34 protein-coding genes are annotated in these 26,251 nt (G+C 52.8%); 28 read left to right on the top strand and 6 right to left on the bottom strand.

Annotation, left to right across the window (positions count from 1 at the left end; all coding sequences use genetic code 11):
• The first annotated feature begins 52 nt into the window (after positions 1–52).
• Positions 53–844, top strand: a complete 792-nt coding sequence (locus ABE504_RS07490; RefSeq protein ID WP_430086554.1) for a hypothetical protein — start codon at positions 53–55, stop codon at positions 842–844.
• A gap of 5 nt (positions 845–849) precedes the next feature.
• Positions 850–1,347 (top strand): hypothetical protein, encoded by a 498-nt coding sequence (locus ABE504_RS07485; RefSeq protein WP_430086552.1) that lies wholly within the window; start codon positions 850–852, stop codon positions 1,345–1,347.
• 80 nt (positions 1,348–1,427) lie between these two features.
• Here the strand turns inward: ABE504_RS07485 and ABE504_RS07480 are convergent, their stop codons facing one another.
• Entirely contained in the window at positions 1,428–1,520 is a 93-nt protein-coding gene (locus ABE504_RS07480) for a YjcZ family sporulation protein (RefSeq protein ID WP_082595420.1), read from the bottom strand.
• A gap of 231 nt (positions 1,521–1,751) precedes the next feature.
• Between ABE504_RS07480 and ABE504_RS07475 the strand changes: the two genes are divergently transcribed.
• The 3 genes from ABE504_RS07475 to ABE504_RS07465 all read left to right on the top strand — a co-directional run bounded on the left by ABE504_RS07475 (position 1,752) and on the right by ABE504_RS07465 (position 3,626).
• Complete coding sequence (locus tag ABE504_RS07475; RefSeq protein ID WP_430086549.1) at positions 1,752–2,849, top strand: MBL fold metallo-hydrolase; 1,098 nt, start codon at positions 1,752–1,754, stop codon at positions 2,847–2,849.
• A gap of 77 nt (positions 2,850–2,926) precedes the next feature.
• Complete coding sequence (locus tag ABE504_RS07470; RefSeq protein ID WP_430086546.1) at positions 2,927–3,358, top strand: hypothetical protein; 432 nt, start codon at positions 2,927–2,929, stop codon at positions 3,356–3,358.
• A 37-nt stretch (positions 3,359–3,395) separates the two neighbouring features.
• Positions 3,396–3,626 (top strand): hypothetical protein, encoded by a 231-nt coding sequence (locus tag ABE504_RS07465; protein ID WP_430086543.1) that lies wholly within the window; start codon positions 3,396–3,398, stop codon positions 3,624–3,626.
• 69 nt (positions 3,627–3,695) lie between these two features.
• On the opposite strand, the gene ABE504_RS07460 is transcribed toward ABE504_RS07465, so the two are convergent.
• On the bottom strand, positions 3,696–3,962 hold the full coding sequence (locus ABE504_RS07460; RefSeq protein WP_430086540.1) for a hypothetical protein: 267 nt from the start codon (positions 3,960–3,962) through the stop codon (positions 3,696–3,698).
• An 87-nt stretch (positions 3,963–4,049) separates the two neighbouring features.
• On the opposite strand from ABE504_RS07460, the gene ABE504_RS07455 reads away from it, so the two are divergent.
• Positions 4,050–4,289 (top strand): hypothetical protein, encoded by a 240-nt coding sequence (locus ABE504_RS07455; protein ID WP_430086537.1) that lies wholly within the window; start codon positions 4,050–4,052, stop codon positions 4,287–4,289.
• A 314-nt stretch (positions 4,290–4,603) separates the two neighbouring features.
• Entirely contained in the window at positions 4,604–4,780 is a 177-nt protein-coding gene (locus tag ABE504_RS07450) for a hypothetical protein (protein WP_164716453.1), read from the top strand.
• A 54-nt stretch (positions 4,781–4,834) separates the two neighbouring features.
• Here ABE504_RS07450 and ABE504_RS07445 read toward each other — a convergent pair whose 3' ends face one another.
• Entirely contained in the window at positions 4,835–5,017 is a 183-nt protein-coding gene (locus ABE504_RS07445) for a hypothetical protein (RefSeq protein ID WP_430086534.1), read from the bottom strand.
• Positions 5,018–5,146: 129 nt separating this feature from the next.
• Between ABE504_RS07445 and steA the strand changes: the two genes are divergently transcribed.
• Entirely contained in the window at positions 5,147–6,301 is a 1,155-nt protein-coding gene (gene steA, locus ABE504_RS07440) for a putative cytokinetic ring protein SteA (RefSeq protein ID WP_430086531.1), read from the top strand.
• A gap of 28 nt (positions 6,302–6,329) precedes the next feature.
• Here steA and ABE504_RS07435 read toward each other — a convergent pair whose 3' ends face one another.
• On the bottom strand, positions 6,330–6,587 hold the full coding sequence (locus ABE504_RS07435) for a DUF2627 domain-containing protein (RefSeq protein WP_430086528.1): 258 nt from the start codon (positions 6,585–6,587) through the stop codon (positions 6,330–6,332).
• 182 nt (positions 6,588–6,769) lie between these two features.
• Between ABE504_RS07435 and lpdA the strand changes: the two genes are divergently transcribed.
• The 4 genes from lpdA to ABE504_RS07415 all read left to right on the top strand — a co-directional run bounded on the left by lpdA (position 6,770) and on the right by ABE504_RS07415 (position 11,717).
• Positions 6,770–8,194 carry a dihydrolipoyl dehydrogenase gene (gene lpdA, locus ABE504_RS07430; RefSeq protein ID WP_430086525.1) on the top strand — a complete coding sequence of 475 codons (1,425 nt, stop codon included), beginning with the start codon at positions 6,770–6,772 and terminating at the stop codon, positions 8,192–8,194.
• A 110-nt stretch (positions 8,195–8,304) separates the two neighbouring features.
• Positions 8,305–9,315 carry a thiamine pyrophosphate-dependent dehydrogenase E1 component subunit alpha gene (locus tag ABE504_RS07425; protein ID WP_430086522.1) on the top strand — a complete coding sequence of 337 codons (1,011 nt, stop codon included), beginning with the start codon at positions 8,305–8,307 and terminating at the stop codon, positions 9,313–9,315.
• A complete protein-coding gene (locus tag ABE504_RS07420; protein WP_430086519.1) occupies positions 9,315–10,295 on the top strand; it encodes an alpha-ketoacid dehydrogenase subunit beta in 981 nt (326 codons plus the stop codon). Before ABE504_RS07425 ends, ABE504_RS07420 begins: the two co-directional genes overlap by 1 nt.
• A gap of 51 nt (positions 10,296–10,346) precedes the next feature.
• The gene (locus tag ABE504_RS07415) at positions 10,347–11,717 is read left to right on the top strand and encodes a dihydrolipoamide acetyltransferase family protein (protein WP_430086516.1); all 1,371 of its coding nucleotides are present in this window, start codon (positions 10,347–10,349) and stop codon (positions 11,715–11,717) included.
• Positions 11,718–11,719: 2 nt separating this feature from the next.
• On the opposite strand, the gene prli42 is transcribed toward ABE504_RS07415, so the two are convergent.
• Positions 11,720–11,824 (bottom strand): stressosome-associated protein Prli42, encoded by a 105-nt coding sequence (gene prli42 / locus ABE504_RS07410; protein WP_430086513.1) that lies wholly within the window; start codon positions 11,822–11,824, stop codon positions 11,720–11,722.
• Between the two features lie 70 nt (positions 11,825–11,894).
• Between prli42 and ABE504_RS07405 the strand changes: the two genes are divergently transcribed.
• Positions 11,895–13,025, top strand: a complete 1,131-nt coding sequence (locus ABE504_RS07405) for a M20/M25/M40 family metallo-hydrolase (protein ID WP_430086510.1) — start codon at positions 11,895–11,897, stop codon at positions 13,023–13,025.
• A 69-nt stretch (positions 13,026–13,094) separates the two neighbouring features.
• Here the strand turns inward: ABE504_RS07405 and mciZ are convergent, their stop codons facing one another.
• A complete protein-coding gene (gene mciZ / locus ABE504_RS07400; protein WP_430086508.1) occupies positions 13,095–13,289 on the bottom strand; it encodes a Z-ring formation inhibitor MciZ in 195 nt (64 codons plus the stop codon).
• Positions 13,290–13,383: 94 nt separating this feature from the next.
• Between mciZ and ABE504_RS07395 the strand changes: the two genes are divergently transcribed.
• From ABE504_RS07395 to spoIIAB, 15 genes are all read left to right on the top strand, one after another.
• On the top strand, positions 13,384–13,938 hold the full coding sequence (locus ABE504_RS07395; RefSeq protein ID WP_430086505.1) for an NUDIX hydrolase: 555 nt from the start codon (positions 13,384–13,386) through the stop codon (positions 13,936–13,938).
• Positions 13,938–15,116 (top strand): endonuclease Q family protein, encoded by a 1,179-nt coding sequence (locus ABE504_RS07390; RefSeq protein WP_430086502.1) that lies wholly within the window; start codon positions 13,938–13,940, stop codon positions 15,114–15,116. Before ABE504_RS07395 ends, ABE504_RS07390 begins: the two co-directional genes overlap by 1 nt.
• 79 nt (positions 15,117–15,195) lie before the next feature.
• A complete protein-coding gene (gene spoIIM / locus ABE504_RS07385) occupies positions 15,196–15,819 on the top strand; it encodes a stage II sporulation protein M (protein ID WP_430087421.1) in 624 nt (207 codons plus the stop codon).
• Between the two features lie 114 nt (positions 15,820–15,933).
• Positions 15,934–16,413: a Fur family transcriptional regulator gene (locus tag ABE504_RS07380; RefSeq protein ID WP_430086499.1), complete on the top strand. Its 480-nt coding sequence runs from the start codon at positions 15,934–15,936 to the stop codon at positions 16,411–16,413.
• Between the two features lie 211 nt (positions 16,414–16,624).
• The gene (gene ald / locus ABE504_RS07375) at positions 16,625–17,740 is read left to right on the top strand and encodes an alanine dehydrogenase (protein WP_430087419.1); all 1,116 of its coding nucleotides are present in this window, start codon (positions 16,625–16,627) and stop codon (positions 17,738–17,740) included.
• Positions 17,741–17,796: 56 nt separating this feature from the next.
• On the top strand, positions 17,797–18,036 hold the full coding sequence (locus ABE504_RS07370; protein ID WP_430086496.1) for a DUF4227 family protein: 240 nt from the start codon (positions 17,797–17,799) through the stop codon (positions 18,034–18,036).
• Between the two features lie 78 nt (positions 18,037–18,114).
• On the top strand, positions 18,115–19,011 hold the full coding sequence (xerD, locus tag ABE504_RS07365) for a site-specific tyrosine recombinase XerD (RefSeq protein WP_430086495.1): 897 nt from the start codon (positions 18,115–18,117) through the stop codon (positions 19,009–19,011).
• A gap of 114 nt (positions 19,012–19,125) precedes the next feature.
• Positions 19,126–20,301: a phosphopentomutase gene (deoB, locus tag ABE504_RS07360; RefSeq protein WP_430086492.1), complete on the top strand. Its 1,176-nt coding sequence runs from the start codon at positions 19,126–19,128 to the stop codon at positions 20,299–20,301.
• 50 nt (positions 20,302–20,351) lie between these two features.
• On the top strand, positions 20,352–21,182 hold the full coding sequence (locus ABE504_RS07355; protein ID WP_430086489.1) for a purine-nucleoside phosphorylase: 831 nt from the start codon (positions 20,352–20,354) through the stop codon (positions 21,180–21,182).
• 18 nt (positions 21,183–21,200) lie between these two features.
• Positions 21,201–22,061, top strand: coding sequence for a purine-nucleoside phosphorylase (locus ABE504_RS07350; RefSeq protein WP_430086486.1), 861 nt, complete (start codon positions 21,201–21,203; stop codon positions 22,059–22,061).
• A 171-nt stretch (positions 22,062–22,232) separates the two neighbouring features.
• Complete coding sequence (locus tag ABE504_RS07345; protein ID WP_430086483.1) at positions 22,233–22,616, top strand: hypothetical protein; 384 nt, start codon at positions 22,233–22,235, stop codon at positions 22,614–22,616.
• An 88-nt stretch (positions 22,617–22,704) separates the two neighbouring features.
• Positions 22,705–24,006 carry a pyrimidine-nucleoside phosphorylase gene (locus ABE504_RS07340; RefSeq protein WP_430086479.1) on the top strand — a complete coding sequence of 434 codons (1,302 nt, stop codon included), beginning with the start codon at positions 22,705–22,707 and terminating at the stop codon, positions 24,004–24,006.
• A 147-nt stretch (positions 24,007–24,153) separates the two neighbouring features.
• The gene (locus ABE504_RS07335; RefSeq protein WP_430086476.1) at positions 24,154–25,329 is read left to right on the top strand and encodes a D-alanyl-D-alanine carboxypeptidase family protein; all 1,176 of its coding nucleotides are present in this window, start codon (positions 24,154–24,156) and stop codon (positions 25,327–25,329) included.
• A gap of 120 nt (positions 25,330–25,449) precedes the next feature.
• Positions 25,450–25,803 carry an anti-sigma F factor antagonist gene (gene spoIIAA / locus ABE504_RS07330; protein WP_126141166.1) on the top strand — a complete coding sequence of 118 codons (354 nt, stop codon included), beginning with the start codon at positions 25,450–25,452 and terminating at the stop codon, positions 25,801–25,803.
• Entirely contained in the window at positions 25,800–26,246 is a 447-nt protein-coding gene (spoIIAB, locus tag ABE504_RS07325; RefSeq protein WP_430086472.1) for an anti-sigma F factor, read from the top strand. The genes spoIIAA and spoIIAB overlap by 4 nt, the downstream gene beginning before the upstream one ends.
• Positions 26,247–26,251 lie beyond the last annotated feature (5 nt).

Here is a 26,251-nt window from a genome sequence, read left to right as displayed (position 1 = left end):
AATGGAATTATAGTTTTGCCATCATCTCCCTCACGAAGGAATATAAAAACTTATGGATAATTTTCAGAATATAGAAAACAAATTTCGTCGATACAAAGCACATGTCAGCATTGCTGGGACGACTCAAATTCATCTGCGAAATCCTTACATTATTGCTTGGTGGTCAGCGGCTTTTCCTGGCTTCGGTCATCTTATATTAAGCAAATATTTACGTGGCCTGGTACTGTTCATGTGGGAAGTATTTGTTAACTATCATTCAAAAATCAACCTAGCCATGGTTCAATCGTTTTGCGGAGACATCGAGTTAGCCAAACAAACATTAGATATCAGATGGATGTTGATGTATATTCCTGTTTATTTATTTGCTATATGGGATAGTTATCGAACGTGTGTGGATATGAACAAAGTTTCTATATTGGCTGAAAGAGAGGATGCGCCATTCAATACCTATAGTATTGGAGCACTTGAAATTAATTATTTAGACAAGCGTAAACCTTTCATGTCAGTTCTGTGGTCTATGTTTATGCCAGGGCTTGGGCAATTGCATATTCACCGCTTGTTAACTGCCTTTTTTTCTCTGGTTTGGAGCATTATTTTTTTATACTACTCAAATGCACTTGTTGCTGTACATTTACTTTTCCTTGGAGATGTACAAAAATCTACATCAGTGCTTGATATTCAATGGCTTCTATATATGCCCTCTATGTGGGGATTTTCTGTATTTGATTCCTATCTAAATACAGTGGAAAACAATAAATTATTTGATTCGGAGCAAAAAACGTTCCTCATTAAAAAATTCCAATCTCCGAAATTTAAGATTATAAAAGGAAAAGTGGTGAATTAGATCAAATGGTACAGATATTCTCTACCTTTGGGCATTCAGCAAGTTTGGAATTGGCTATTAGTTCATTGGAGAAAAATGGAGTGGGCAAGGAGAGTATTTTTGCGGTTCCTTTAACGAATCGTAAAACAGAAAGAAGATTATTCGATAGTATACATCATGCAGACGGAATTTCACTTTTCAGTACGGGGGCTGCTTTAGGAACTGCATTTGCTGTTATAGGAGCCAGCTTTGGCTTTAAATTACAATGGGGACCCATCTATTGGGGACTTATTGGAACTACAGGAGGATTCGCTTTAGGATTCCTCATTGATTTGTTTTACTACAAGGTTATCAAGAAAAATCAGCGCTTATTGAAAGGGAAAAATTCGGAAGTCATACTTATTGTGGAGTGCAATAAAAAACAAAGTGACATGGTGGAAAATATTTTATGGCACCACTTTGCTTTTGGATTAGCAAGGATTGAAGCAGTGGAAGATAACGTGGAGAACAACCTTTCCTTTTAGTAGTTATTATCGCTAATGGTTTATAAAGAGTCAGAGGGACTACCTGGAAGCCCAGGTAGTCCCTCTGTATTGGGGTTAGATTACCAAACAAACGCACTAGTGATGATAACAAGTAAGATGAAAAGTACCAATACAGCTGCCGCAGAAGTACCATAGCCAGTTCCACAACTCATTCAAATCAACCTCCAAAGTGTTATTTGATTTGTGTTTCGATGATAGCTTATGACCATTTTCGCGGAATGTTTGGGCGAAACGACGGATTGTGCTGGTGTCCCGATTCAGAAGGAAAATTATATTTGGAACCAAGCCCGACTTTTGTACGTTATTACTTCTAGTCTATGCTATCCAGGGAAGAAGGAATGGATTAGCGGGACGAATGACGATGCAGTATGGAGGCACAGAAAATGATAGGAGTTTGGTTAATCGCAATACTAATCGTCATTTTGGCGGTCATGTGCTTTATGCGGCTATATCCGCCATTCGGGCGCAAACCTGCCGGACAGGAGAGCGCTGCGATTGCGCGCTCGCAGCAATTTACCGGCAAAAAATTCGAAAATCCGGTGCCGCCGAATATGAACATGAATGTAGGGGAAATGGTGAAGGTGATGCGGGAAATGGCATCCCCGAGTATTAGGCCATCTCGGCCGTTAGAGATGGATCGGCCAGCACTCGAGTCGGCAGGAGCTTCAGAACTGAAGCTGACATGGTTTGGTCATTCAGCGGCGTTGCTTCACATCGAAGGCAAGACGCTGCTGCTTGATCCAATGTTCGGCCGCACCCCATCGCCGTTTCCGTGGTTTGGGAAGCCGCGGTATAGCGGTGCGCTGCCTTTTGACATCAATGAGCTGCCGCGCGTGGATGCTGTCATTTTATCGCACGATCATTATGATCATCTCGATTATGGCACGATCAAGCGCATTCAGCATAAAGTTGGCAAGTTCATCGTCCCGCTTGGCGTTGGTTCGCATTTGCAGCGTTGGGGTGTATCCGTTGATCGGATTGAGGAGCACGACTGGTGGGAAGAGACGACTTACGCAGGGCTGGAACTGGTGTGTACGCCGGCTAACCATTTCTCCGGCCGGAGCTTGACGGACCGCGGTTCGACGCTGTGGTGTTCGTGGGTGATCAAAGGCGCGTCGCATGCCGTCTTTTTCAGCGGCGACAGCGGGTATGGGCCTCATTTTACGCAAATTGGCGAAAAGTACGGGCCGTTTGATCTTACGCTAATGGAATGCGGGCAATATGACAGAAGATGGGCGGACATTCACATGTTGCCGGAGGAGACGGTGCAGGCGCATGAGGAGGTGCGTGGAGATGTGCTGGTGCCGATCCATTGGGGGGCTTTTACCTTATCCGTGCATAGCTGGACTGAGCCAGTGGAGCGAGCGTTTGCAGCGGCTGCACGCAAAGAAATACGAATTGTGACGCCGCGCATCGGCCAAACGTTGTCGCTGCAAGCTTTGCGCGAGTTAAAGCCAGTGTGGTGGAAAGACGCTACCTAAAATTGGCGATGCCTCTTTTCACGTGGTATGATGGGAAAGATTGTGAGATCGATGGGATCAGGAGAGAAGGTTAGTCTATGAGTGAAGGTGAACAAAAGAGAGAGCGCAAATTCCATTTCATAGGGGTATTAATCGGACTTTGCATCGACAATTTCGGCACGCTGTTGACGTCGGGGTTGATCGGTTCACTGTTTTTTGCAGACAGCACGCTGAACAACAGTGAACTGCAGAAGCTTTATGATAATGTGGGACTAATGCTGCTTCTGCTCGTTATGGGGTTGTCCTGGACGCTGTTTGGCAGCTATATGACGGCTCGCATTGCGCGGCGTGCAGAGATTTTCAATGCGGCGATTGTCGGGGTTATCGGTGCAGGGATTGGATTTGACAGCATGCTTTCGGATCATACCGTCCCGCTCTGGTATGAACTGCTTGGCTTTATTGCGATCGTACCCGTATCGATGCTGGGCGGTTACATGGCCTTAAAGAAGAAGCGGGCGCGTTTGAAATAAGACGAATCCCGGCTGACAATAGGGGAGGGGCAAGTCCATGCCGAAATTTGCGCAAGCAAGTGAGGAAGCGACCGCATTTTTGCGGCAGCAAACCGGAAGTACACAATTGGAATGCTATACGTATATCGATCCTATGTATACGGATGAAAGCTTTTTTATTGTCAAAACAAGTAATAAGGTGATTCATGTTTCATTTGCTGAAATCACCCATGACAAGTCAAGCTACAGCAGCTTGCTGCAAGGCTTATATAAGGCTATTTACGAGTGAACGATCGTATACAAAAGAAGAACCCCTTCGGCTGCGAGATTTCGCGGCGAAAGGGGTTTTTACGTTGCGCTATTTAATAAGAGACATCGCTTGATCTGCAATGGTGTTTTTGTAACGATCCAGGCAGTTGCACAAGTAGTCTTTGCGGCAAATCGGGCACGGTTCTTTCATTAAGCGGTTCAGGTTGGTTACGCGTCCTACGCCTGTTTCGGCGTCGCGTTCAAAAAATAGACGGCATTTGCTGCGGTCCTTCAAGGAGACGACAACTTCAAACAGACCATTCTTCGGATTGTCACTTACTATTGTTGCATCAACGACTTGCGGATCGTAGGCCATATGTACTTCCTCCTAGAGTTTTACTCTGACAAGCATTAGTATATTATATAAATAAAAAACAATTAATTCAATAGGAGGCGCCCTCAGATGAAATTGGACTACTGCGAGCAGGAGCAGCAGGACGAGGTGGTCATTGCCCATGTTGGGCTCCAGTTCGAAGACGAACCGGATTCGCTGTACGTGGCAAGGGTTGAAATCGGCCCCGAAGGGGCGGCGCGGCTGTGGGAGCTGTATTACAACGGCTTCGATTGCAAATACAGCTTTAGTGAAGCTGAGAAGGCTGAGCTACTGGCTTATATGAAGGAGCAAGGCGTTGCATGTCGGTAGACGCTGCAAATAGAAAAGGAATCCGCTCCGCTGTCGTGGATCAGATTCCTTAGCTTGTGTTTATTCCGTTGTTTGGTTTTCGATTCCGCCAAGCTTGGCGTTGATTTGGTAACAGGATTGATGCTGTGCCAGGTAAGCCGCTGCTGGCCGGGGTCTGTCTTGCCTTCGCGCAGCAGGCGCTGACGCATTTTCTGGGCATGGGAACGAGACATGTGCATGACCTCTTTTCATTTTCATAGTAATTCTATTGTAGATAAGAACAGGCCGCGGCGCAATGGAAAGGTTTATTCATAATTAAAAAAGGCGGGATTCCTATGCGGATTAAGGTTCAATTGGACGTAGATGGGCAAGTAACGAAGCAGGACATGCTTGAAATTCCGGAGCACAAACTCGGTGAGATGACGGAGGAAGAGATCGAACAGGCCATTGAAATCAAGGTCCGGACGTGGATCGACCGCATCGTACGCGTGGAGTGGGAAGTGCTGGACTAGCGAAAAAAGCCCCGGAAGCCAATCTTCCAGGGCTGAAGGCTGTAATTATACGGGTTAGTGGGCGAGATCGACGCCTGTTTTTTGAATCGCATGTTCCCAACTAGGGTAATAATACAGCGCGTTTTTCATCAGATCGGGATGTTGTTTTTTTACATTTTTTTTGGCCAGTGACTCTCCGCTGCTATGAAGCTGTACAATGTGGCCGAGTACGTCTTCTGCGCTCATGTTTAGCTCCATCGTAGTTTTCACTCCTCTCTGCAAGTATAAACCAAATCTTGCCATCCTGACCCGAATTTATACATACAAATTTGGTGCTTGGGTAAATTAGGTAGACTAGCGAACAGAAGGGGAGTCGAGTATTGCCACATGAATTGGTCTGCATTGTCTTGGTTTGCGATGAAACCTGTGCAGGTTGTGAGAGGCGCTGTGAGAGAAAGAACGAAGCTTGAAGCGTCTGATCTTCCGCTGACAAACGCGATCGTCGTCCTGGAGGGCGGGGATCTGGAAGAAGCGTTGGCGCTTGAATGGGTAAAAAGAAACGTGCTTGCTGTGGTTCACTGCGGCATGCTCATGAGCGGCGAACGACCTACGCAAGGTCCGCTTGTGCTACTTCAGCATGGCATCCCGATTTGGGAAACCGATGCTGCCAACTATACGTTGCTTGCTTCGCAAGAGGAGCTGAGCATATATCCGGACTTGATGCTCGTAGGCGAGCAGACGCTTCCCTGCAAAGCGTTTACCCAAACGGATTGGCTGCAGGCGCAGCAGCAAATGAACGAGCCGCTTGCGCAACGGTGGGAAACGTTCATCGACCGAACGTTGGCCCGCGCTTCGCTGGAGAAGGCTGCCGTGGTGCAGCCGTTCCCGCAGTTGCTTTTGCAAACGGAGATGGCGGACAAGCCGGTCCTCCTCGTAGCGGGGCTCGTAGAAGAAGGGCAAGAGCGCGTTCGTATCCTGCGCAGCATAAAGCGATTGATCGCTGAGCATCAGCCGGTTGTGATCGGCATCGGCCAAGGCGCAGATCAGATGCTTCGGGAGGGCATCGTGCCGGATGTCATCGTGGCTGCAGCTGCGCAGCTTACGACCGGCCTGCTGACCAGCGGAGCTGAGATCGTTGTGCATATAGACGAACACGGGGATACGGCTCAAGCTGGCGAGCTTGCCCGAGCGGGACGCGTTCATAAGCTGCCGTGCGCAGCGAGTACAAGCGATGCGGCGCTGCTGCTCGCGTACCATCACCGGGCGGCAAGCCTGATCACGGCAGGCCTGCCGCTTGATCTTGCCGATTGGGTACAGCAGGGCAGTGAAGACATGGGCAGCGCTCTGCTCGTGCGGCTGCAAATCGGCGCGCGGCTGATCGATGTGCGCAGCGTGCCGTTGCCGGGCGGCAGTCGGTGGACAAAGGAAGCATTGACGACGGCGCTGGTGAGCGGCCTTTTTATCGGCTTCGCGATGCTTCAACTGCACTGGATTGTGAATCGTGCGGCCCACGCCGTCTGGCGGATTGGGTTCGGCGGGTAAAAAAATAGACCGGGACAGAGGTCCTGGTCTATTTTTTGCGTTTGCCTTTGAAACGCGGTGCCACATAATTGCGTTTGCGGTCCCGGAAGAACGTCCAACCCCCGATGAAAGCGACGCCGAGCAGAAAAAGGATGAGTCCAACGATAAATTTGCCCCAAAGCATATGGTTGTCCGGACCGAACTGCGCGAAGAAGGCGTCTTTCATCGTAAGGAATCCATAGGTCGCGGTTAATCCTGGAATAACTAGCATCATGATGGCAATAAAGCGGTAAAAAGGTGCTTTCATAGCTGCTCCTAACCTCGCGGAAATAGTCTGTTCTTATCATACCTTGAAACCGCGGCACTGTCTATTTCGTAAACAAGAGGTTCACAAATAAGACTATGACTTCGAAACTAAAAAAGGGTAATATAATAGAGATGTACATATGTGAATAAGTTGTAAAAAGACGGACAGGAGGCTTACATACCATGAGTGAATATAAATATGACGTTGTCGTGCTTGGCGGCGGAATCGGCGGATATACAGCGGCCATCCGGGCGGCGCAGCTTGGGAAGAACGTAGCGATAGTGGAAAAAGAAAAAATGGGCGGCACTTGCCTGCATCAAGGATGCATTCCGAGCAAAGCGCTGCTGCGCAGCGCAGAGATGTTCGCTTCTATGAATAAAAGCGAAGAGTACGGCATTGCCGCGGAGAACGTCTCTTTGAAATTTGACCTCGTGCAGAGCCGTAAGCAGCGGATCGTGGATCAGCTCCACCAAGGGCTGCAATTTTTGATGAAGAAAAATAAAATTACGGTACATCACGGGCAGGGCCGCATTATTGGACCTTCGATTTTCTCCCCGCGCAGCGGAGCGGTTTCCGTGGAGCGGGAAGACGGCGAAATCGAAATGCTGCTGAATAGCAATCTGATTATCGCAACGGGTTCCAGACCGCGCAGCCTTCCAGGGCTGGAAGCGGATGGACAGATGATTATGACGAGCGAGGATGCGCTGCGCATGGAAAATCTGCCGGCGTCGATTATTATTGTCGGCGGCGGTGTGATCGGCGTGGAGTGGGCGTCGATGCTGAACGATTTTGGCGTAAAAGTGACGATCGTCGAGCTGGACAAGCATCTTGTGGCGCAAGAGGACGGGGATGTGTCGAAGGAACTGGAGCGGCTGTTCAAGAAACGCGGCATTGAGATTGTTACTGGAGCCAAAGTGCTGGCAAATGAAGTGGAAGTAGGCGAGACCGGCGTCAAATTGAATGTGGAGAAAAATGGTGAGGTGCAAGCGTTGGAAGCCGAGAGAGTGCTTGTCTCCGTGGGCCGCATCGCGAACGTGGAAGGCTTGGGGCTGGAGAACACCGATGTCGTTGTTGACAAAGGCATCATTCGCGTCAACCGCTTCATGCAAACGAGCGAATCCCATATTTACGCGGTGGGAGATGTCATCGGCGGCCTCATGCTGGCGCATATGGCCGGACATGAGGGCATCGCTGCTGCCGAGCATATCGCTGGAGAAACGCCGCACGAGCTGCATGCCCACCTCGTTGCCAAGTGTACCTACACGCGGCCTGAGATTGCAAGCGTCGGGTACACGCAGAAGCAAGCCGAAGAGAAGGGCTATCAAGTAAAAATAGGCAGATTCAGCTTCAAAGGGATAGGGAAGGCTCTCGTATATGGGGACTCGGACGGTTTTGTCAAAGTGGTGGCAGACCAGCAGACGAACGATATTCTGGGCGTTCATATGATCGGACCGCAAGTGACGAACAGCATCACCGAAGCGGCTCTTGCTCAATTGTTGAACGCAACGCCTTGGGAAGTTGGACAGACGATTCATCCGCACCCAACGCTATCAGAAGCGCTCGGGGAAGCGATGCTGGCCGTCGACGGCATATCCATAAACGGATAAAAATTGTAATCATAATCGTTTCCGTTTATAATATGCTTATAGAGTCAAGTACTAGGACCAGGTAATAAATTTATCCCAGACATTCTAATATTGAGAAGGAGGCAGCCTCCATGTCCATTGGTCAACTTTATAAGCATAGAAGCTTGGGTTTATCGGATGACGATGCCGTGAAAATGTATGCGGTGATGTGCCTTGCAAACAAATATGACGAGCGTGCGATGATGCTGCAGCGCTCAGGAAAAATTCCGTTTCACGTCTCCGGCGCGGGCCAGTTTGCCGGACAAGTCGGCATGGCGTTTGCGATGCAGCCGAATAAAGATTATTTTCTGCCGTATTACCGGGACTATGCGTTTGTTCTGGCGGTTGGCATGTCACTTCGCGATTTGATGCTGTCCATTTTCTGCAAAGCCGAGGACGTCAATAGCGGCGGTCGCCAAATGGCCGGTCATTTCAGCGATCGCAAAAATCATATCGTAACCGGCTCTTCCCCCGTGACGACGCAGGTTCCGCATGCTGCAGGCATCGCGCTTGCCGCGAAAATGAAAAAGCAGGACTTCGTGACGCTGGCTACATTCGGTGAAGGCTCCAGCAATCAAGGGGACTTCCATGAAGGCTGCAACTTTGCGGGCGTGCATAAGCTTCCTGTTATTTTCGTGTGTGAAAATAACCAATACGCGATTTCCGTACCGATTCACAAGCAGGTGGCGGGCAAAATCGCGGACCGTGCGCTAGGCTACGGTTTTCCTGGCATACAAGTCGACGGCACCGACGCTCTGGAAATGTACCGCGTGACCAAAGAAGCGCGGGAGAGAGCACTGCGCGGCGAAGGCCCGACTTTGATTGAAATGATGTGCTATCGCATTAACCCGCATTCTACGTCGGATGACGATATGCTGTATAGAACGAAGGAAGAAGTCGAAGAAAACCGTAAGAAAGACGGCGTTCAGAAGTTTAAAGAGTATTTGATCGCTTGCGACTTGTGGAGCGAAAAGCAGGAAGCCGAGCTTGATGCCCAGCAAAAACTGCTCATCAATGAAGCGACGAAGTATGCCGATCAGGCGCCATATCCGAAGCCGGAAGACACGCTGCTTCATGTATACGCGGAAGGGGAGAACAACTAATGGCGGTTATCACCTATATCGAAGCCATTCGCTCCGCGATGCAGGAGGAAATGGGTCAGGACGACAACGTATTTGTGCTTGGAGAGGACGTTGGCAAAGGCGGCGTGCTGAACACGACGAAAGGGCTTCGCGATCTGTACGGCGAAGAGCGCGTGATGGATACGCCGCTTGCGGAATCCGCGATCGTCGGCGTCGCCATCGGTTCGGCGATGTACGGTATGAAGCCGATTGCCGAGATTCAATTTGCAGACTTTATTTTTCCGGCAACGAACCAAATCCTCAGCGAAGCGGCCAAAATCCGCTATCGCTCCAATAACGATTGGCACTGTCCGATCGTCATCCGTGCGCCTTATGGGGCGACAGGCGGCGGCGCGCTGTACCACTCGCAGTGTCCGGAATCAGTGTTCTTCGGAACACCGGGCCTCAAAATCGTAGCGCCTTCCAACCCGTACGACGCGAAGGGGCTGATGAAAGCGGCGATTCGCGATGCGGATCCGGTGCTTTATTTTGAGCATAAAAAAGCTTATCTCGGCGTTTCTGGCGAAGTGCCGGATGAGGATTACATCGTGCCGATCGGCAAAGCTGACGTGAAGCGTGAGGGAACGGACATCACCGTGATCACGTATGGGATGATCGTTAATTTTGCGCTGCAAGCGGCCGAAGAGTTGGCCAAAGAGGGCATTTCCGCACATGTACTCGACTTGCGCACCATTCAACCGCTGGACAAAGAAGCGATTCTCGAAGCTGTTCGTAAAACAGGCAAAGTGCTCGTCACGCATGAAGACAACAAAACCGGCGGCGTAGGCGCGGAAGTGTCCGCTATCATTGCGGAAGAGCTGCTGTTTGAACTCGATGCGCCGATTGCGCGGCTTTGCGGACCTGACGTGCCTGCGGTAGGCAGCAACCCGCCGATGGAGAAGTTCTTCCTTCTCAACACGGACAAAGTGAAGGAAGCGATGCGTCAGCTTGCTTTGTTCTAGAGCGAATGAGCGCGAAGACGATTCATTTTTCGATATTAGGAGGACCCTGACATGACCCAAACCAGCCGCCTCACCGAGGTGACGGTTCCGCATTTGGCGGAAAGCCTCGTTTCGGCTACGATCGGCAAGTGGCTGAAGAAGCCCGGCGATTATGTGGAGCAATATGACGTTCTGTGTGAGCTATTTACGGAAAAAGTAAATACGGAGATGCCTTCGCCCATCGAAGGCACGCTCGTGAAAATTATCGTCGGCGACGGTGAAACGGCCGCGGTCGGCGAAGCGATCTGCGTGATCGAGGAGCCGGGCAGCTCGGCCGGCGACGCAGCAGCGCCTTCAGCGGAGCCTGCAGCCCCTGCGTCTGCAGTGGAGCTCGAAGGCGACCAAAGCATGCGCGGCCGCTACTCGCCGGCCGTGCAGCGGCTGGCGCAGGAGAACGGCGTCGACTTGGCGCGCGTTGCCGGTACAGGTCTTGGCGGGCGGATTACCCGCAAGGATATTGAGCAGTTCGTCGCCACAGGCGGAGCGAACGCGGTGAAAGCGGCGGTTCCGCAGGCGCCGGTCAACACGCCTGCGCCGGTTGCGAAGCCGGCTGCTGCGGCGATCCCGTCCGGCGCGATCGGCGCCGAGCAGCCGGTGAATTTGCCGGTGCGCAGCACGGGCATTCACCTGTCGGCGAACCCACAGACGCCGCTGATCGAAGCGGAGGATCTCGCGTCCGATACGCGCAACGAGCATCTGATCGACGTGACGCCGATCCGCAACGCCATCGCCACGCGCATGCGCCAGAGCGTGACGGAAATTCCGCACGCTTGGACGATGATCGAAGTGGACGTAACCAATCTGGTCGTGCTGCGGAACAAAGTGAAGGACGAATTTATGCGCCGCGAGGGCATTAATTTGACTTATCTGGCTTTTATGCTAAAGGCGGTCGTGAATGCGATCAAAGACTATCCGATCATCAACTCGGTATGGGCGGTCGATAAAATTATCGTGAAGCGCGACATCAACATCTCGCTTTCCGTCGGTACGGAAGATTCCGTCATGACGCCGGTCATCAAGAAAGCGGATCAGAAAAATATCGCGGGCCTTGCGCGGGAAATCGATGAGCTGACGAAGAAGACGCGGGCGGGGAAACTTGCGCTGAGCGACATGGTTGGCGGTACGTTTACGGTCAACAATACAGGCTCCTTCGGTTCGATTCTGTCGTACCCGATCATCAACTATCCGCAAGCGGCGATTGTGACCTTTGAATCGATTGTGAAGAAGCCTGTCGTGATTAACGATATGATCGCAGTGCGTTCCATGGTGAACTTGTGCTTGTCCCTGGATCACCGGATTCTGGACGGGGTTATCTGCGGCCGCTTCTTGCAGCGCGTCAAAGAAAACCTCGAAAGCTACAACGCCGATACGAAAATTTATTAGGGTTACGAATCAAGAAACAGCCCTGCGGTAAATAATACGCTGGATAATAGCATGACAATGAGCATAATGAAGATAACGACTTTGAATATCTTTTTATTTTGCAGCAAGAGTTTCACTCCTTTTCAAGAAGGCTTGTACGCTATTATTGTAACCCAAAGTGAGTATCGGAGGAAAGCTATGATTAAGCAAGAGCGGTTAGTGGAAGAGTTTATTTCGCTTGTTCAGGTGGACAGCGAAACGCGATATGAGGCGGAAATCTGCAAAGTGCTGAAAGAAAAATTCAGCGCACTCGGGTTGAATGTGTTCGAAGACGATTCGATGGGCCGAAGCGGGCACGGGGCAGGCAATCTGATCTGCACCCTGGAAGCGACGGACGCGAACGCTGCGATTCCGACGATTTTCTTTACGTCCCATATGGACACCGTGGCGCCAGGCAAAGGCATTAAGCCGCAAATCGGCAACGACGGCTACATACGCAGCGACGGCACGACGATTCTCGGATCTGATGATAAAGCAGGCATCGCCGCAATGTTTGAAGGCATTAAAGTGTTGAAAGAGCAGAACATTCCGCACGGCCGCATTCAGTTCGTCATTACGGTCGGCGAAGAGAGCGGCCTCAAGGGGGCGCGTGCGATGGAGCGCGCCTTACTGGAAGCGCAGTTCGGTTTTGCGCTTGATTCCAACGGCAAGATCGGCGATATCGCCGTCGCGGCGCCGGGCCGTGCGGAAATTGAAATAATTTTCAACGGGAAGTCCGCTCATGCGGGTGTGAATCCGGAAGACGGGATTTCCGCGATCCAAGTGGCGAGCAAAGCGGTTTCGCGCATGTCGCTCGGCCGCATCGATAAAGAGACGACGGCAAACATTGGCAGTTTCTCCGGCGTGGGGCCGCTGAACGTCGTCTGCGACCGCGTGCGGATGGAAGCGGAAGCGCGCAGCATCGTGCAGCATAAGCTTGAGGCGCAAATCGCGTCCATGAAGGAAGCGTGTGAAGCTGCGGCGGCGGATGCGGGCACGACTTGCGAGTTCAACGCGGAGATCGTGTATGCGTCCTTCATGCATAACGACGAAACGCCGGTTGTGCAGCTGACGTCCCGCGCGATGAAGACGCTGGGCCTTACGTCCCGGACGTTCCATTCCGGCGGCGGCAGTGACGCGAACATTTTCAACGGGATGGGGATCCCGACCGTGAATTTAGCTGTCGGCTACGAGGATATTCATACGACGAAGGAGCGTATTCTGGTCTCCGACCTCGTGAAAACAGCGGAGCTTGTCGTGGCGCTGGTGAAGGAAGCGGCAAAGGTATAAATGGACATAATAAAACAAGCGATGGCCTTGATGGCATCGCTTGTTTTTGTACGCTTATTTTGTGACCCGTTACCGTCCTGGGAACGGAAGCGTCAGGCCAGCCGATCCGGATCGCCCGCCGGAAGAACCGCGATGAAGAGCGCCGATATACTCGGCGACGGTTGCGCCTTCGCCGGCTTGCCGCATCATTTTATGGAGGAGATGCTTGACTTCCCATGCTTTGCCTACAATTCGAATTTGACCGTCGCCGACATAGCTTTTCATGCGAGCCCCTCATTTCAGGAAATTTTTTGATATAATGATGGGTATGCCGAACGTGGACAAGTTAGACCAAAATTTGAAGATCAGGAGTGGCGATATGACACAGCATAAAAAATTTGAGGAAGTAACGGTTTCGAGTAAGCCGATTTATGAAGGCCGCATCATTTCCTTGCAGGTGGATACGGTCAAGCTGCCGAACGGCGAGACGGCCACGCGGGAAATCGTGAAGCACCCTGGCGCCGTAGCCGTCATTCCGCTGCTCGGGGACAAAATGATCGTAGTTGAGCAGTACCGCAAGCCGCTGGAGAAGAGCCAGGTGGAAATTCCAGCGGGCAAACTGGATAGCGGCGAAGAACCGCTGAAGGCGGCGCTGCGCGAGTTGGAGGAAGAGACGGGCTACCGGACGGATAACATTCGGCTGATTAGTTCCTTTTATACGTCGCCGGGGTTTGCGGATGAAATCATCCATCTGTATATCGCGGAGGATCTGATGAAGGGTGACGCGAATCCGGACGAGGACGAGTTTCTGGAGTGCGAAGCCATTACCCTGGAGGAAGCGCAGCAGTATATGCGCGAGGGACGCATCTCCGATGCGAAGACGATTATGGCGGTGTACGCCTGGCAGCTGTACAAGTTGACTGGGCAAATCTGATGAAATCGTACTTCGTCGATCTGCACATCCATATCGGGCGGACGGAAAAGGGTCAAGCGGTGAAAATCAGCGCCGCGAACAATTTGACGTTCCGCAACATCGCACATGAGTCGGCTGTCCGCAAGGGGATGGACGTGGTCGGGATTATCGACTGCCACTCGCCATCCGTGCAGGAGGAGATTATGGACAATCTCTCCCGCGGCGAGATGGTTGAGCTTGAAGGCGGCGGCATTCGCTACCGCGATACGACGATTCTGCTCGGCAGCGAGATCGAGGTGCGCGATCCGGGCATGGGCCCGGCCCACTTACTCGCTTATTTGCCGACGCTGACGGCGATGCAGGATTTTACGGGCTGGATGAAGCGTCATATGAAAAATGTGGAGCTCAGCTCGCAGCGCATTTATGTGACGGCTAGAACGCTTCAGGAAGAAGTCATTTGCCGGGGAGGCATCATGATCCCGGCGCATATTTTCACGCCGCACAAGAGCGTTTACGGCAGCGCCACGCGGCATATGGCTGACTTGCTCGATCTCTCGCAGCTTGCCGGCGTTGAACTCGGCTTAAGTGCCGATTCGGCGATGGCGGGACTCATTGCCGAACTCGACCCGTTCACGTTCGTTACGAACTCCGACGCTCACTCGCTCCCCAAAATCGGCCGCGAGTACAACAAGCTGAAGCTGGCGGAGCCGACCTTTCAAGAGGTCGTCAAGGCGCTGAAGCGCGAAGACGGCCGCGCCGTGGAAGCCAATTACGGGCTGAATCCCCGTCTGGGCAAGTACCACCGCACGTATTGCAGCGTTTGCCACGAGGTGCTGGAGGACGAAACGATTGTCGTCGAGCGCTGCTCCCAGTGCGGCAGTCACAAAATGGTGCGCGGGGTCATGGACCGCATCCATGCGATCGCCGACCGGGCGGAACCGTTCTATCCATCGTATCGGCCGCCGTATCATTTTCAAGTGCCCATGGAATATATTCCCGGTCTTGGCCCGAAGAAGCTGGCACTGCTCCTGGACCGTTTCGGGACGGAGATGAACGTGCTGCATCATGCTGCGCCGGAAGCGCTTGTTGATGCGGTCGGAGCGGACATTGCCTCCTATCTTATTGCGGCCAGGGAAGGCCAGCTTGAGCTCGAAGTCGGCGGCGGCGGCAAATACGGCCGGGTGAAAAATCATTCATAGTTTCGGCGGAAAGCTCATAAGCTTGTCTTTGTAGAGTCTTTACAAGGAAGGAGCGGCGAGCGTGAACCGGAACCTGACGATGAAACAATTTTTAAAAGACAACGTACCCTTATTCATTTTCGTCTCTGTGCTCTTTGTCATCGGGGTTGTGTTCGGAGCTGTGATGGTCAATGCGCTTTCGATGGATCAGAAGACGGAGCTGACGCGCCACTTGAGCAGTTTTTTTCACGAAATTAACGAAGGGGCCGACATGGACAGCCAGCAGTCGTTCTCTCAGGCGTTCAGCATGCATATGAAATGGATTCTGCTGATCTGGCTTTTCGGCCTTTCCATTATCGGATTGCCGCTGATTCTTGTATTGGATTTTCTGAAAGGTGTGCTGATCGGCTTTACAGTCGGCTATCTCGTCGGGCAAATGTCCTGGAAAGGTATGCTGTTCGCGCTGGTGGCGGTCGCGCCCCAGAACTTGATCGTTATCCCGGCGATCCTTCTGTGCAGCGTGGCGGCGATGTCCTTCTCCATTTATATGATCAAGCACCGCATCATGAGCCGCAGCGGGGCGATCTATCAGCCTTTTATGCGGTACACGACGATTACGCTGGCGATGGGCGTTTGTTTGTTCGGAGCGGCACTGCTCGAAGGTTATGTGTCGCAAATCATGATGAAATGGGTCACCCCGATGCTGGTTGCCCTGGCTTTGTAATGATTGGATAACCAAATGATGTATGATTATGTTTGACTTTGTCAGCAAGCTCCCCCTATAATAAAAAGAGTGGCTAAAATGGGCTGTAATGCCCACTCTCTGAGGGGGAGGCATATGGAAGCAAGAATCGAGAAAATTAAACAGCAGTTGCAGTCCCAAGGGTACAAGCTGACACCTCAACGGGAAGCGACGGTGCGTGTTTTGCTAGAGAATGAACAGGATCATCTAAGCGCGGAAGAAGTGTTCATGCTGGTTAAAGATAAAGCGCCCGAGATCGGTCTTGCGACTGTCTATCGTACATTAGAGCTCCTGAGCGAGCTTCATGTTTTGGAGAAAATGAATTTCGGCGACGGTGTTGCACGCTACGACCTGCGCGACGACAATTCCAGTCACCATCATCACCATCTCATTTGTGTCCAATGCGGCGCTGTCGACGAGATTATGGAGGATTGGCTGGGGCCGTTTGAAGAACGACTGGATCAGCTGTTCCACTTTCAAGTCCTCGATCATCGGTTGGATTTTCAGGGAATCTGCTACCGTTGCAATGAACGAGGAAAACCGGAATCATTGAACAAATCCGACAAATCCCACTAAAATCGCTTGCTAGAAGCGATTTATATGCCCGAAATGCCTGTAAGCACGTCTTGTGCATACAGGCATTTTTGCGTCCACGCTCATATACTGAAGGAGAATCAAGGATCGGCAGCGCAGCACATAATAGCTTTGGAAGCTGGGGTACATTATGAGTAGCAATTCAAATGAAACCTTGTAAGGGAAGCGGGTAGAGCCTATGACACAAAAACCAATCATTGTCGGCATTCCCAAAGAGATCAAGAATAACGAAAACCGCGTCGCACTTACGCCGGGAGGTGCAGGTATGCTGCGGATGCAGGGCCATCAAGTGCTCGTGCAAGCCGGAGCTGGTCTTGGTAGCGGCTTTACGGACGAAGACTATCGTCAGGAAGGCTCGACGATTGTTGCCGGCGCAGCGGAAGTCTGGGCGGGCAGCGATATGATCATGAAGGTCAAAGAGCCGATCCCGGAGGAATACAGCTTTTTCAAGGAAGGCCTCATGCTGTTCACGTACTTGCATTTAGCGGCGGCAGGCGATTTGGCGAATCATCTGTTGGATAAAAAGGTGACGGGCATCGCCTACGAAACGATCCAGCTTGCGAACGGCTCACTGCCGCTGCTCACGCCGATGAGCGAGGTGGCCGGCCGCATGTCTGTGCAGATCGGCGCGCAATATCTCGAGAAAATGTATGGCGGGCGCGGCATTTTGCTGGGGGGCGTGCCGGGTGTCCCGCCGGCCGACGTCATTATTCTGGGCGGCGGCATCGTCGGTACGAACGCCGCCAAGATGGCGCTTGGTCTGGGCGCCAACGTCGTGGTCATTGAGCGGAGTGCCGATCGTATGCGGCAGCTCGACGACATTTTCGACGGCCGGCTGCGCACGCTGATGTCGAACCCGTACAATATCGCCAGCGCTGTGGCGAAGGCGGATCTGCTCATCGGCGCCGTGCTGATCCCAGGTGCACGAGCGCCGCGGCTAGTGACGGCTTCCATGGTCCAGAGCATGAAGCCGGGGGCGGTCATCGTCGATGTTGCCGTCGATCAGGGCGGGTCGATCGAGACGATCGACCGCATCACGACGCACAGCGATCCGACGTATGAGATGTACGGCGTGCTGCATTATGCCGTCGCAAACATGCCGGGCGCGGTGCCGCGCACGTCGACGCTGGCGCTGACGAACGTGACGCTGCCGTATGCTGTTGATCTGGCGAACAAAGGCTTCAAGATGGCGGTGAGCCAAAGCGTGCCTCTCTCCCTGGGCGTCAATACGTACCAGGGCCATATCACGCATCCTGCGGTGGCGGAAGCGCTAGGCAAGCCGTATTCCGCATTGTCCGAGCTGTCATAATCGGCGGGCAAGCCTCATATTCTGTTTCTAAAACGCAATGGAAATGAGGCGGCCCCATGATCTTCTCCTATCGCAAATTAATTGTTCGTTTGCAATATATTATGCTGTTTATCGCGCTCACGATCGTGTTGTATCAAGTCATGGCCGTTGTGACGGACTGGATTCAGCCTGTGAACAAATACAAGACGCCGACAGGCAAATCGGTGAAGGCATTTGGTCATGAGGAGATCACCACCAAGTTTGACACGGGGTCGATGAGTGAGCGCTTGCGCTTCTTTTACTGGTACGGGGAATAAAATAAAGGAGATCGCAGCGCACTCGTGGAATGCTAGTAAGGTATATTGGAATTGCTAGTATGAAGGAGTTTAGACGGCATGACGGATGAACTGAGCGCTTTCGTTCATTATTTGAAGATGGAGAAGAGATTGTCCCCGAGTACGCTGGAATCGTACAAGCGGGACATTGTGCAATTTAAACAGTATTTGGACGAGCAGGGCGTAACCGGCTGGCGAGCCGTGGGCAAAGCGCAGCTGACCGGATATATAGGCGGCTTGCGGAAAGCCGGGAGAGCGGCGGCGACGATCTCCCGGGTCCGCGTGTCGCTGCGTGCGTTCTATCAATTTCTCGTGCGCGAGCGTTTGGCGGATGCTGACCCTACGGTGTTTATCGAGGCGCCTAAGCAGGAGAAGCGCGCCCCTGCGGTGCTGCCCATTGCCGACGTAGAGCGGCTGTTGGAGGCCCCGTCAGATGAGCATGCGGCCGGTCTCAGGGACCGAGCGATGTTGGAGCTGCTCTACGCGACCGGCATTCGGGCAACGGAGCTCGTCTCGCTCGATGTGGATGACCTGTACCTGCCGCTGGGCTTCGTTCGCTGCACGGGCAAAGGAGAGAAGGAGCGGATGATCCCACTCAGCCCGATCGCCATTCGCGTCCTTCGCGCCTACCTGGACGAGGGACGGCCGAAGCTGGCGAAGGGAGACCGCAGTGAGCAGGCGCTTTTCCCAGGGCACTTGGGCACCCGCATGACCCGGCAGGGGTTCTGGAAAATTGTGAAGCAGTACGCCCAGCAGTTGGGGCTCACGCAGGAGATCACGCCGCATACGCTGCGGCATTCGTTTGCCGCGCACCTGATCGAGAACGGCGCGGATTTGCGCAGCGTGCAGGAAATGCTCGGCCACGCCGACATTTCTTCTACGCAGCGCTATCTGCAAATGTCTAAGCAGAAAATGAAGGACGTCTACACGAGCGCTCATCCGAGAGCGCATTTATAACCACCAGCAGCGGCGCTTCCTACGGGAAGGCTGCTGTTTTGCATTCAGAGGGCGGAAGTGCGATAATCTAGAGTGCGACAGTTATACGATTCGGTAAGATTTGGAGGTATACATATGCGTTTTGAACGAATCAGTCTCATCGTTTTAGATAGTGTGGGGATTGGCGAACTGCCGGATGCCGGGGAATTTGGCGATGTCGGCTCGCATACGCTTGGACATATCGCCGAGCGGGTGAAAGGCTTCGCACTGCCGAATCTGGCGAAGATGGGGCTCGGCAACATTGCTCCGCTGCAAGGCGTGCCGCAGACGGATGCGCCGGAAGCTTATTACGGCAAAATGGCGGAGGTGTCCGTCGGCAAGGACACGATGACTGGCCACTGGGAGCTGATGGGCCTCAAAATGACGACGCCGTTCAATGTATTTCCGAACGGCTTTCCGGCGGCGCTGATCTCGCAGTTCGAGCAGGAGACCGGCCGCAAGGTGCTCGGCAATAAGCCGGCATCGGGAACGGAGATTCTGGATGAGCTCGGCGAGGAGCAGATAAAGACCGGCAGCTGGATTGTATACACGTCCGCGGACAGCGTGTTTCAGTTGGCGGCGCATGAGGAAATCATTCCGCTCGAAGAACTGTACAAGGCGTGCGAAATCGCCAGAAGGCTGACGATGCAGGATGAATTCTCCGTCGGGCGAGTCATTGCTCGGCCGTACGTTGGCAAGCCAGGCGCGTTCAAGCGGACGCCGAACCGGCACGACTATGCGGTGAAGCCACCGGAGCCAACGGTGATGAATCACTTGAAAGATGCCGGTCTGGATGTCATTGCGATCGGTAAAATCAACGATATTTTCGATGGCGAGGGCGTGACAAAGTCCTACACGACGAAAAGCAATATGGACGGCATTCAGCGTACAATTGAAGTGATTGCTTCGGCTTTCAGGGGGCTTGCGTTTACGAATCTTGTTGATTTTGACTCGCTCTATGGCCATCGCCGCGATCCGGAGGGCTACGGTCAAGCCTTGATCGAATTCGATAACGCCGTGCCGCAGCTAAAGGCGGGCATCGGACCGAACGATCTGCTGATTTTTACCGCCGATCACGGTAACGACCCGATCCATCCGGGCACTGACCATACGCGGGAGTACGTGCCGATTCTGTTCTACAGCCCGAGCCTGCGCGAGCCGGCTTCGCTCGGTATTCGCGCGACTTTTGCGGATTTGGGCGCGACGATCGCCGACAATTTCGGCGTGAAGTTTACCGGCCATGGTGAAAGCTTTTTGCATGCATTGAAGTAGCCCCTGCGTCGCGGGAGGCGCAATTTACATATTGAGGAGGAACTACGACGATGACTACCCAATCATCCCTGATCGCGCAAATTCAAGAAGCGGCGGATTTTATTTCCCAAGAGACGAAAATCGCTCCGCAAATCGGACTTATTCTTGGTTCGGGCCTCGGCGTACTAGCTGATTTGATCCAGCAGCCGATCGTTATTGACTATGCCCGTATCCCGCACTTCCCGGTGTCTACCGTTGAAGGACATGCCGGTGAGCTTGTTGTCGGCGAGATCGAAGGCAAGCAAATCATTATCATGAAAGGCCGGTTTCATGCCTATGAAGGCTACGGCCCTGAGACGGTTTCGTTCCCTGTTCGCGTCATGAAGGCGCTCGGCGTTCAGACGCTGATCGTGACCAATGCGGCAGGCGGTATCAACGAATCGTATCAAGTCGGCGATCTGATGGTCATTGCGGATCATTTGAACCTGACGTTTAAAAATCCGCTCATCGGCCCGAACGATCCGGCACTCGGTGTGCGTTTCCCGGATATGTCGGAAGCGTACAGCAAGCGTCTGCGCAAATTGGCGCATGATGTGGCGGCTTCGCAGGATTTTAAATTGCAAGAGGGCGTGTATGTCGGCTTGCTCGGGCCGAACTACGAGACGCCGGCCGAGATCCGCATGTTCCGTACGCTTGGCGGCGACGCAGTCGGCATGTCGACCGTGCCGGAAGTGATCGTCGCACGCCATGCCGGTATTGAAGTGCTGGGCTTCTCCTGCATTTCCAATATGGCCTCGGGCATCCTCGATCAACCGCTGTCCCATGCGGAAGTGATGGAGACGACGGAGCGGGTGAAGCCGAAGTTCCTGAAGCTCGTACTCGGTATTATCAGCGCGTTATAGAAAAGGAGTTCACTAACCATGGCACCAACGTACATAGCACAAATTCAAGAAGCTGCGCAGTTTATTCAATCGAAACTGGGGGGCGTCCAACCGGCAATCGGTCTTGTGCTCGGTTCCGGTCTCGGAGATATGGCCGAGCAAGTGGAGTCGCCGATTGCTATTGATTACAACGAAGTGCCGCATTTCCCGGTATCGACCGTGGAAGGCCATGCGGGCCGTTTTGTTGCGGGCACGCTCGAAGGCAAATCGGTCATCGTAATGCAAGGACGGTTTCATTTTTACGAAGGCTATGATATGCAAAAGGTGGTCTTCCCCGTCTACGTGATGAAAGCGATTGGCGTGCAGACGGTCGTGATGACGAACGCCGCCGGCGGGATGAACCGTTCATTCCAGGCGGGGGATCTGATGGTGATCAGCGATCACTTGAATATGACCGGCGCCAACCCGCTCATCGGACCGAACCACAATGAGCTCGGCGTACGGTTCCCGGACATGTCCGAAGCGTACGACAAGTCCTACCGCAAGCTGGCGCATGAGCTGGCTGTTTCGGTCGTGGGCGAAGACGGCGTGCCGCTCAAGCTGCAGGAAGGCGTCTACGCGGGCATTACCGGGCCGACGTACTGCACGCCGGCCGAGCTGACGATGCTCGCGCGCATCGGCGGCGACGCCATCGGCATGTCGACGGTCGGCGAAGTGATCGCGGCGCGGCATGCAGGCCTCAAGGTACTCGGCATCTCCTGTATCACCGACATGGCGATCGGCGAAGAGCTCGAGCCATTAACGCATGAGCAGGTCGTTGCGGTTGCCAATCGTACCAAGCCGAAGTTCATTGCACTGGTCAAAGCTTTCGTGCGGGAAGTTCCGCTTACTTCTTCCTAAAATCGGACTAACGAGTCCGTGTATATTCGTCAAGATTAGGCAACCCTATAGCCAGTGAGGTTTCACAAATCTGTCACAAAACAGTCAATATTTTGCCACGAACTGGCTATGGGATTCTACACGGATGTTAGGTAGAATAGATGAAGTGAACAACCTATGAGGGGGATAAGCATGCAAAAGTGGATTTTCTTCGTACTATTTATACTTGCGGGCGTGTTAGGGCTTGGGGTCCTCTTTCAAGATATTTCCGAACGCCAAGAGGCACAGGAAGCAGAGGCTGCAGCTAGCAAATTGCCACAACTCAAGATTGTAGCGTCGAACTGGCAATTTGATAATGCCAATTACACAGTGAAATCCGGAGAAACAACCAAGGTTTCCTTGTCACTGAAGGAAGGCGTCCATGCAATTGAAATTAAAGGTCTGGACATCCACTTGGATAAAGACAACCCTTCCAAAGAAGTGAAGTTCGATAAACCGGGTACATATGACATCGAGTGCGTACTTCCATGCGGTGAAGGTCACGCGACGATGAAAACGAAACTTGTCGTACAATAAGTGAGATTGAAGGGGGAGCTCCTGTAGCTCCCTTTTTTCATTTGCACAGGTTATAATACAAGGGTCAGTTATCGAAGGAGGAATAGACATGCGCATGGTGGATGTCATACATAAAAAGCGTGAAGGCGAAGCGCTTACCCAGGAAGAAATCACGTTTGTGATCCAGGAATATACCCACGGCGGCGCGCCGGATTATCAGATGTCGGCGTTCCTGATGGCGACCTTCTTAAATGGTATGAATAATGAGGAAATTTCATATTTGACGTCGGCGATGGTGGAATCCGGGGATCGGGTCGATTTGTCGGCGATTGAAGGAGTCAAGGTAGATAAGCATTCAACTGGAGGTGTCGGGGATAAAATCTCGCTAATCGTCGGGCCGGTCGTGGCGTCGCTCGGCATTCCCGTGGCGAAAATGTCCGGCCGGGGCCTCGGCCACACGGGCGGCACGGTCGATAAGCTGGAGTCAATTCCCGGCTTCCAGATCGAGCTGTCCAGCGAAGCTTTTATTCAGGCGGTCAATACGAATAAAATCGCCATCGTCGGGCAGAGCGGCAACCTCGCTCCGGCGGACAAGAAAATGTACGCGCTGCGCGACGTGACCGCGACGGTGGACTCCATTCCGCTGATCGCGAGCTCCATCATGAGCAAAAAAATCGCTTCCGGTGCGGACGCGATCGTGCTTGATGTGAAGATCGGCTCCGGCGCGTTCATGAAGACGGTCGAGGATGCGCGGGTGCTAGCGCGGACGATGGTGGACATCGGCAACCGGCTGAATCGGAAGACGATTGCGATGATTACGGACATGGAGCAGCCGCTCGGCCGGGAAATCGGCAATGCGAACGAAATCCGCGAGGCGCTGGAGGTGCTGCGCGGCACCGGCGATGCGGAGTTGACGGAAGTCGCAGTCGCGGTGGCCGTCTATATGGTCATGCTGGGCACAGGCGATACAGACTATGAAGCGGCGCGGATCAAGGTGCAGGACGTCATTCGCAGCGGCCAAGCTGTGGAGACGTTCCGGCGATTTGTCGCCAGCCAGGGCGGCGATGCGCGGGTGGTCGATCAGCCGGAGCTGCTGCCAACGGCGCGCTACAGCTTCGAAGTAGCTGCGGAAGAGAGCGGCTACGTTTCCCGCATCAATGCCGAGCAGATCGGCATTGCCGCTATGCTGCTTGGCGCGGGCCGTGCCAAGAAGGAAGACAGCATCGATTACGCAGTCGGGCTGACGCTGAACAAGAAAATCGGCGACAAGGTTGCGCCGGGCGAGTCGATCTGCACGATTCATGCGAATCGGGAGGATATGCAGGAAGTTGAGGCGATGATTCGGGGCGCCTATGCAATCGCGGAAGCGAAGCCGACTCCGTTGCAGTTGATTTATGATGTCATTGTTTAGTCAGCGAAGAAACCTTCCGGGAAACCGGAAGGTTTTTTGCTTGTTTTGGAATATTTTGCAGGAAAATCGTCCAAACTGAATAGCAGTCATTCTTGCTGCAACTGCCAAAACTAACATGTGATACATCTCAGGAGGGGTACCATTGCTATGCGTAAAAAAGGGCTGTTAAGTTTCATTTGTTTCCAATTGTGTGCGATGCTGGTGCTGCCGTCTGTCTTCGCTGCGGAAAGTAAGCCGCAACCCGTCGACTTGACGCCGAACGCCCAATCCGCCGTGCTCATGGATGCGGATACGGGGACGGTCATCGCCGAGAAAAACAAGGATGTCAAGCTGCCGCCGGCCAGTATCACGAAAATTATGACGATGCTGCTCATTATGGAAGCGGTCGACAAAGGCTCGCTCAAAATGGATGAGAAAGTATCTGTCAGCGAATACGCAGCTTCCATGGGAGGTTCGCAAATCTTCCTGGAGCCTGGCGAGCAGATGACCGTTCAGGAGATGCTGAAAGGCATTGCGATGGCTTCAGGCAACGATGCATCGGTTGCGATGGCGGAGAAAATCGCGGGTTCGGAAGAAAATTTCGTCAGCATGATGAACGAACGCGCGCAGCAGCTCGGCATGAAAAATACGCATTTCTCCAATTGCAACGGCTTGCCGGTGGCAAATCACTATACTACGGCGAACGACATCGCCATTATGTCGCGGGAGCTGCTCAAGCATGAAGGCATCACGAGCTTTACAGGCGCGTACCAGGACTATTTGCGCAAAGACTCGCCGAAGCCGTTCTGGCTGGTGAATACGAACAAGCTCGTACGCTTCTACAGCGGCGCAGACGGCCTCAAAACCGGCTACACGAGCGAAGCGAAGTTCTGCTTGTCCGCCACTGCCAAACGCGACAATCTGCGCGTCATCGCGGTGGTGCTCGGCGAGCCGAACACGAAAACACGGAATGCGGAAGTAACGAAACTTTTTGATTATGCGTTTGCGCAATATATGAACTACCCGATCTTCAAAACCGGCGATCAGCTGGGTGAATTTACAATCAATAAAGGCGAGGTCTCCTCCTTGCCGCTTACTGCCAAGCAAAACTACAGCATGTTGATGAAAAAAGGAACCGATACGGCAAACATCCGCCACGAGCTGGTGATGGATACGTCCATTAAAGCGCCGGTTCGCACAGGACAGCCGATCGGTAAAATCGTTGTCTACAACGGCGATGCCGTCATTGCGGAGTATCCGTTGGAGTCGCCTGCCGATGTAGCCAAAGCGTCCTGGTGGAAGCTATTCAAACGGACGACATCTTCGCTCTTCCATACCGATTGACGGCGAAATCTCGCGTATTTTACCTACTTTTAGCGCTTTTCTTCTAGTTTTGTCGGGGGGCAGGAAATGTCTCCCTGATTGTAGAAACCTATGTTCATGACTGTGAAGGGAGTGGACTGGTTGAGCCTGCAAATTGAATTCGAGCAAGGCCGAAGAGCGCTAATCGTTAGATTAAGAGGCGAGTTGGATCATCACACGGCGGAAAGTGTGAAAGCGCGGATGGAGGAAGCGATTGCCAAAGAGCAGACGCAGCACGTCATCCTTAGCTTGAAAGATCTTTCCTTCATGGACAGCTCGGGCCTAGGCGTTATTCTTGGCCGTTATAAGCAAATTACGAGCAAGGGCGGGAAAATGGTCGTCTGCGACGTTTCTCCGGCCGTCTATCGACTGTTTGAGCTTTCCGGGATGTTCAAAATTGTCGCGATTCATGAGAATGAACGTAATGCAATGTCCAGTCTGGAGGTTGCACTATGAGTGAACGTAATTTTATGCAACTTCAGTTTGCCGCTCGTTCGGAGAATGAAGCCTTTGCGCGTGTGGCGGTCGCTGCTTTCGTTTCGCAGCTGGATCCGACGCTGGATGAACTCACCGATATTAAGACGGTCGTTTCAGAAGCCGTAACGAATGCGATCATTCACGGCTATGACAATAAGTCGGATGGCATTGTGACGATCTCCGCCGAGATAGAGGGGGATTTGGTTCGCCTGACGATCGAGGACAAGGGTGCGGGCATTGCGGATTTGGAGCAGGCGAAAGAGCCGCTGTTCACGTCGAAGCCGGAGCTGGAGCGCTCGGGCATGGGCTTTACGATTATGGAAAATTTCATGGACGAAGTGGATATTGTGACGGCTGTTGGCATCGGAACGAAAATAAACATGTTGAAGCGAATTGAATCTAAAAAAGCTTTATACAATTAGGAGTA

The sequence above is a fragment of the Paenibacillus oryzisoli genome, assembly GCF_050467285.1.
Taxonomy (GTDB): domain Bacteria; phylum Bacillota; class Bacilli; order Paenibacillales; family NBRC-103111; genus Paenibacillus_E; species Paenibacillus_E oryzisoli_A.
Note: the sequence above shows the minus strand (reverse complement) of the source record. Positions and strands in the feature narration are given on the sequence as shown.

Bases quoted from the DNA above. Each gene is read 5' to 3' on its own strand.
- ABE504_RS07490 (WP_430086554.1), top strand. From the start codon at position 53: ATGGATAATTTTCAGAATATAGAAAACAAATTTCGTCGATACAAAGCA.
- ABE504_RS07485 (WP_430086552.1), top strand. From the start codon at position 850: ATGGTACAGATATTCTCTACCTTTGGGCATTCAGCAAGTTTGGAATTG.
- ABE504_RS07480 (WP_082595420.1), bottom strand. From the start codon at position 1,520: ATGAGTTGTGGAACTGGCTATGGTACTTCTGCGGCAGCTGTATTGGTA.
- ABE504_RS07475 (WP_430086549.1), top strand. From the start codon at position 1,752: ATGATAGGAGTTTGGTTAATCGCAATACTAATCGTCATTTTGGCGGTC.
- ABE504_RS07470 (WP_430086546.1), top strand. From the start codon at position 2,927: ATGAGTGAAGGTGAACAAAAGAGAGAGCGCAAATTCCATTTCATAGGG.
- ABE504_RS07465 (WP_430086543.1), top strand. From the start codon at position 3,396: ATGCCGAAATTTGCGCAAGCAAGTGAGGAAGCGACCGCATTTTTGCGG.
- ABE504_RS07460 (WP_430086540.1), bottom strand. From the start codon at position 3,962: ATGGCCTACGATCCGCAAGTCGTTGATGCAACAATAGTAAGTGACAAT.
- ABE504_RS07455 (WP_430086537.1), top strand. From the start codon at position 4,050: ATGAAATTGGACTACTGCGAGCAGGAGCAGCAGGACGAGGTGGTCATT.
- ABE504_RS07450 (WP_164716453.1), top strand. From the start codon at position 4,604: ATGCGGATTAAGGTTCAATTGGACGTAGATGGGCAAGTAACGAAGCAG.
- ABE504_RS07445 (WP_430086534.1), bottom strand. From the start codon at position 5,017: ATGGAGCTAAACATGAGCGCAGAAGACGTACTCGGCCACATTGTACAG.
- steA (WP_430086531.1), top strand. From the start codon at position 5,147: ATGAATTGGTCTGCATTGTCTTGGTTTGCGATGAAACCTGTGCAGGTT.
- ABE504_RS07435 (WP_430086528.1), bottom strand. From the start codon at position 6,587: ATGAAAGCACCTTTTTACCGCTTTATTGCCATCATGATGCTAGTTATT.
- lpdA (WP_430086525.1), top strand. From the start codon at position 6,770: ATGAGTGAATATAAATATGACGTTGTCGTGCTTGGCGGCGGAATCGGC.
- ABE504_RS07425 (WP_430086522.1), top strand. From the start codon at position 8,305: ATGTCCATTGGTCAACTTTATAAGCATAGAAGCTTGGGTTTATCGGAT.
- ABE504_RS07420 (WP_430086519.1), top strand. From the start codon at position 9,315: ATGGCGGTTATCACCTATATCGAAGCCATTCGCTCCGCGATGCAGGAG.
- ABE504_RS07415 (WP_430086516.1), top strand. From the start codon at position 10,347: ATGACCCAAACCAGCCGCCTCACCGAGGTGACGGTTCCGCATTTGGCG.
- ABE504_RS07405 (WP_430086510.1), top strand. From the start codon at position 11,895: ATGATTAAGCAAGAGCGGTTAGTGGAAGAGTTTATTTCGCTTGTTCAG.
- mciZ (WP_430086508.1), bottom strand. From the start codon at position 13,289: ATGAAAAGCTATGTCGGCGACGGTCAAATTCGAATTGTAGGCAAAGCA.
- ABE504_RS07395 (WP_430086505.1), top strand. From the start codon at position 13,384: ATGACACAGCATAAAAAATTTGAGGAAGTAACGGTTTCGAGTAAGCCG.
- ABE504_RS07390 (WP_430086502.1), top strand. From the start codon at position 13,938: ATGAAATCGTACTTCGTCGATCTGCACATCCATATCGGGCGGACGGAA.
- spoIIM (WP_430087421.1), top strand. From the start codon at position 15,196: ATGAAACAATTTTTAAAAGACAACGTACCCTTATTCATTTTCGTCTCT.
- ABE504_RS07380 (WP_430086499.1), top strand. From the start codon at position 15,934: ATGGAAGCAAGAATCGAGAAAATTAAACAGCAGTTGCAGTCCCAAGGG.
- ABE504_RS07370 (WP_430086496.1), top strand. From the start codon at position 17,797: ATGATCTTCTCCTATCGCAAATTAATTGTTCGTTTGCAATATATTATG.
- xerD (WP_430086495.1), top strand. From the start codon at position 18,115: ATGACGGATGAACTGAGCGCTTTCGTTCATTATTTGAAGATGGAGAAG.
- deoB (WP_430086492.1), top strand. From the start codon at position 19,126: ATGCGTTTTGAACGAATCAGTCTCATCGTTTTAGATAGTGTGGGGATT.
- ABE504_RS07355 (WP_430086489.1), top strand. From the start codon at position 20,352: ATGACTACCCAATCATCCCTGATCGCGCAAATTCAAGAAGCGGCGGAT.
- ABE504_RS07350 (WP_430086486.1), top strand. From the start codon at position 21,201: ATGGCACCAACGTACATAGCACAAATTCAAGAAGCTGCGCAGTTTATT.
- ABE504_RS07345 (WP_430086483.1), top strand. From the start codon at position 22,233: ATGCAAAAGTGGATTTTCTTCGTACTATTTATACTTGCGGGCGTGTTA.
- ABE504_RS07340 (WP_430086479.1), top strand. From the start codon at position 22,705: ATGCGCATGGTGGATGTCATACATAAAAAGCGTGAAGGCGAAGCGCTT.
- ABE504_RS07335 (WP_430086476.1), top strand. From the start codon at position 24,154: ATGCGTAAAAAAGGGCTGTTAAGTTTCATTTGTTTCCAATTGTGTGCG.
- spoIIAB (WP_430086472.1), top strand. From the start codon at position 25,800: ATGAGTGAACGTAATTTTATGCAACTTCAGTTTGCCGCTCGTTCGGAG.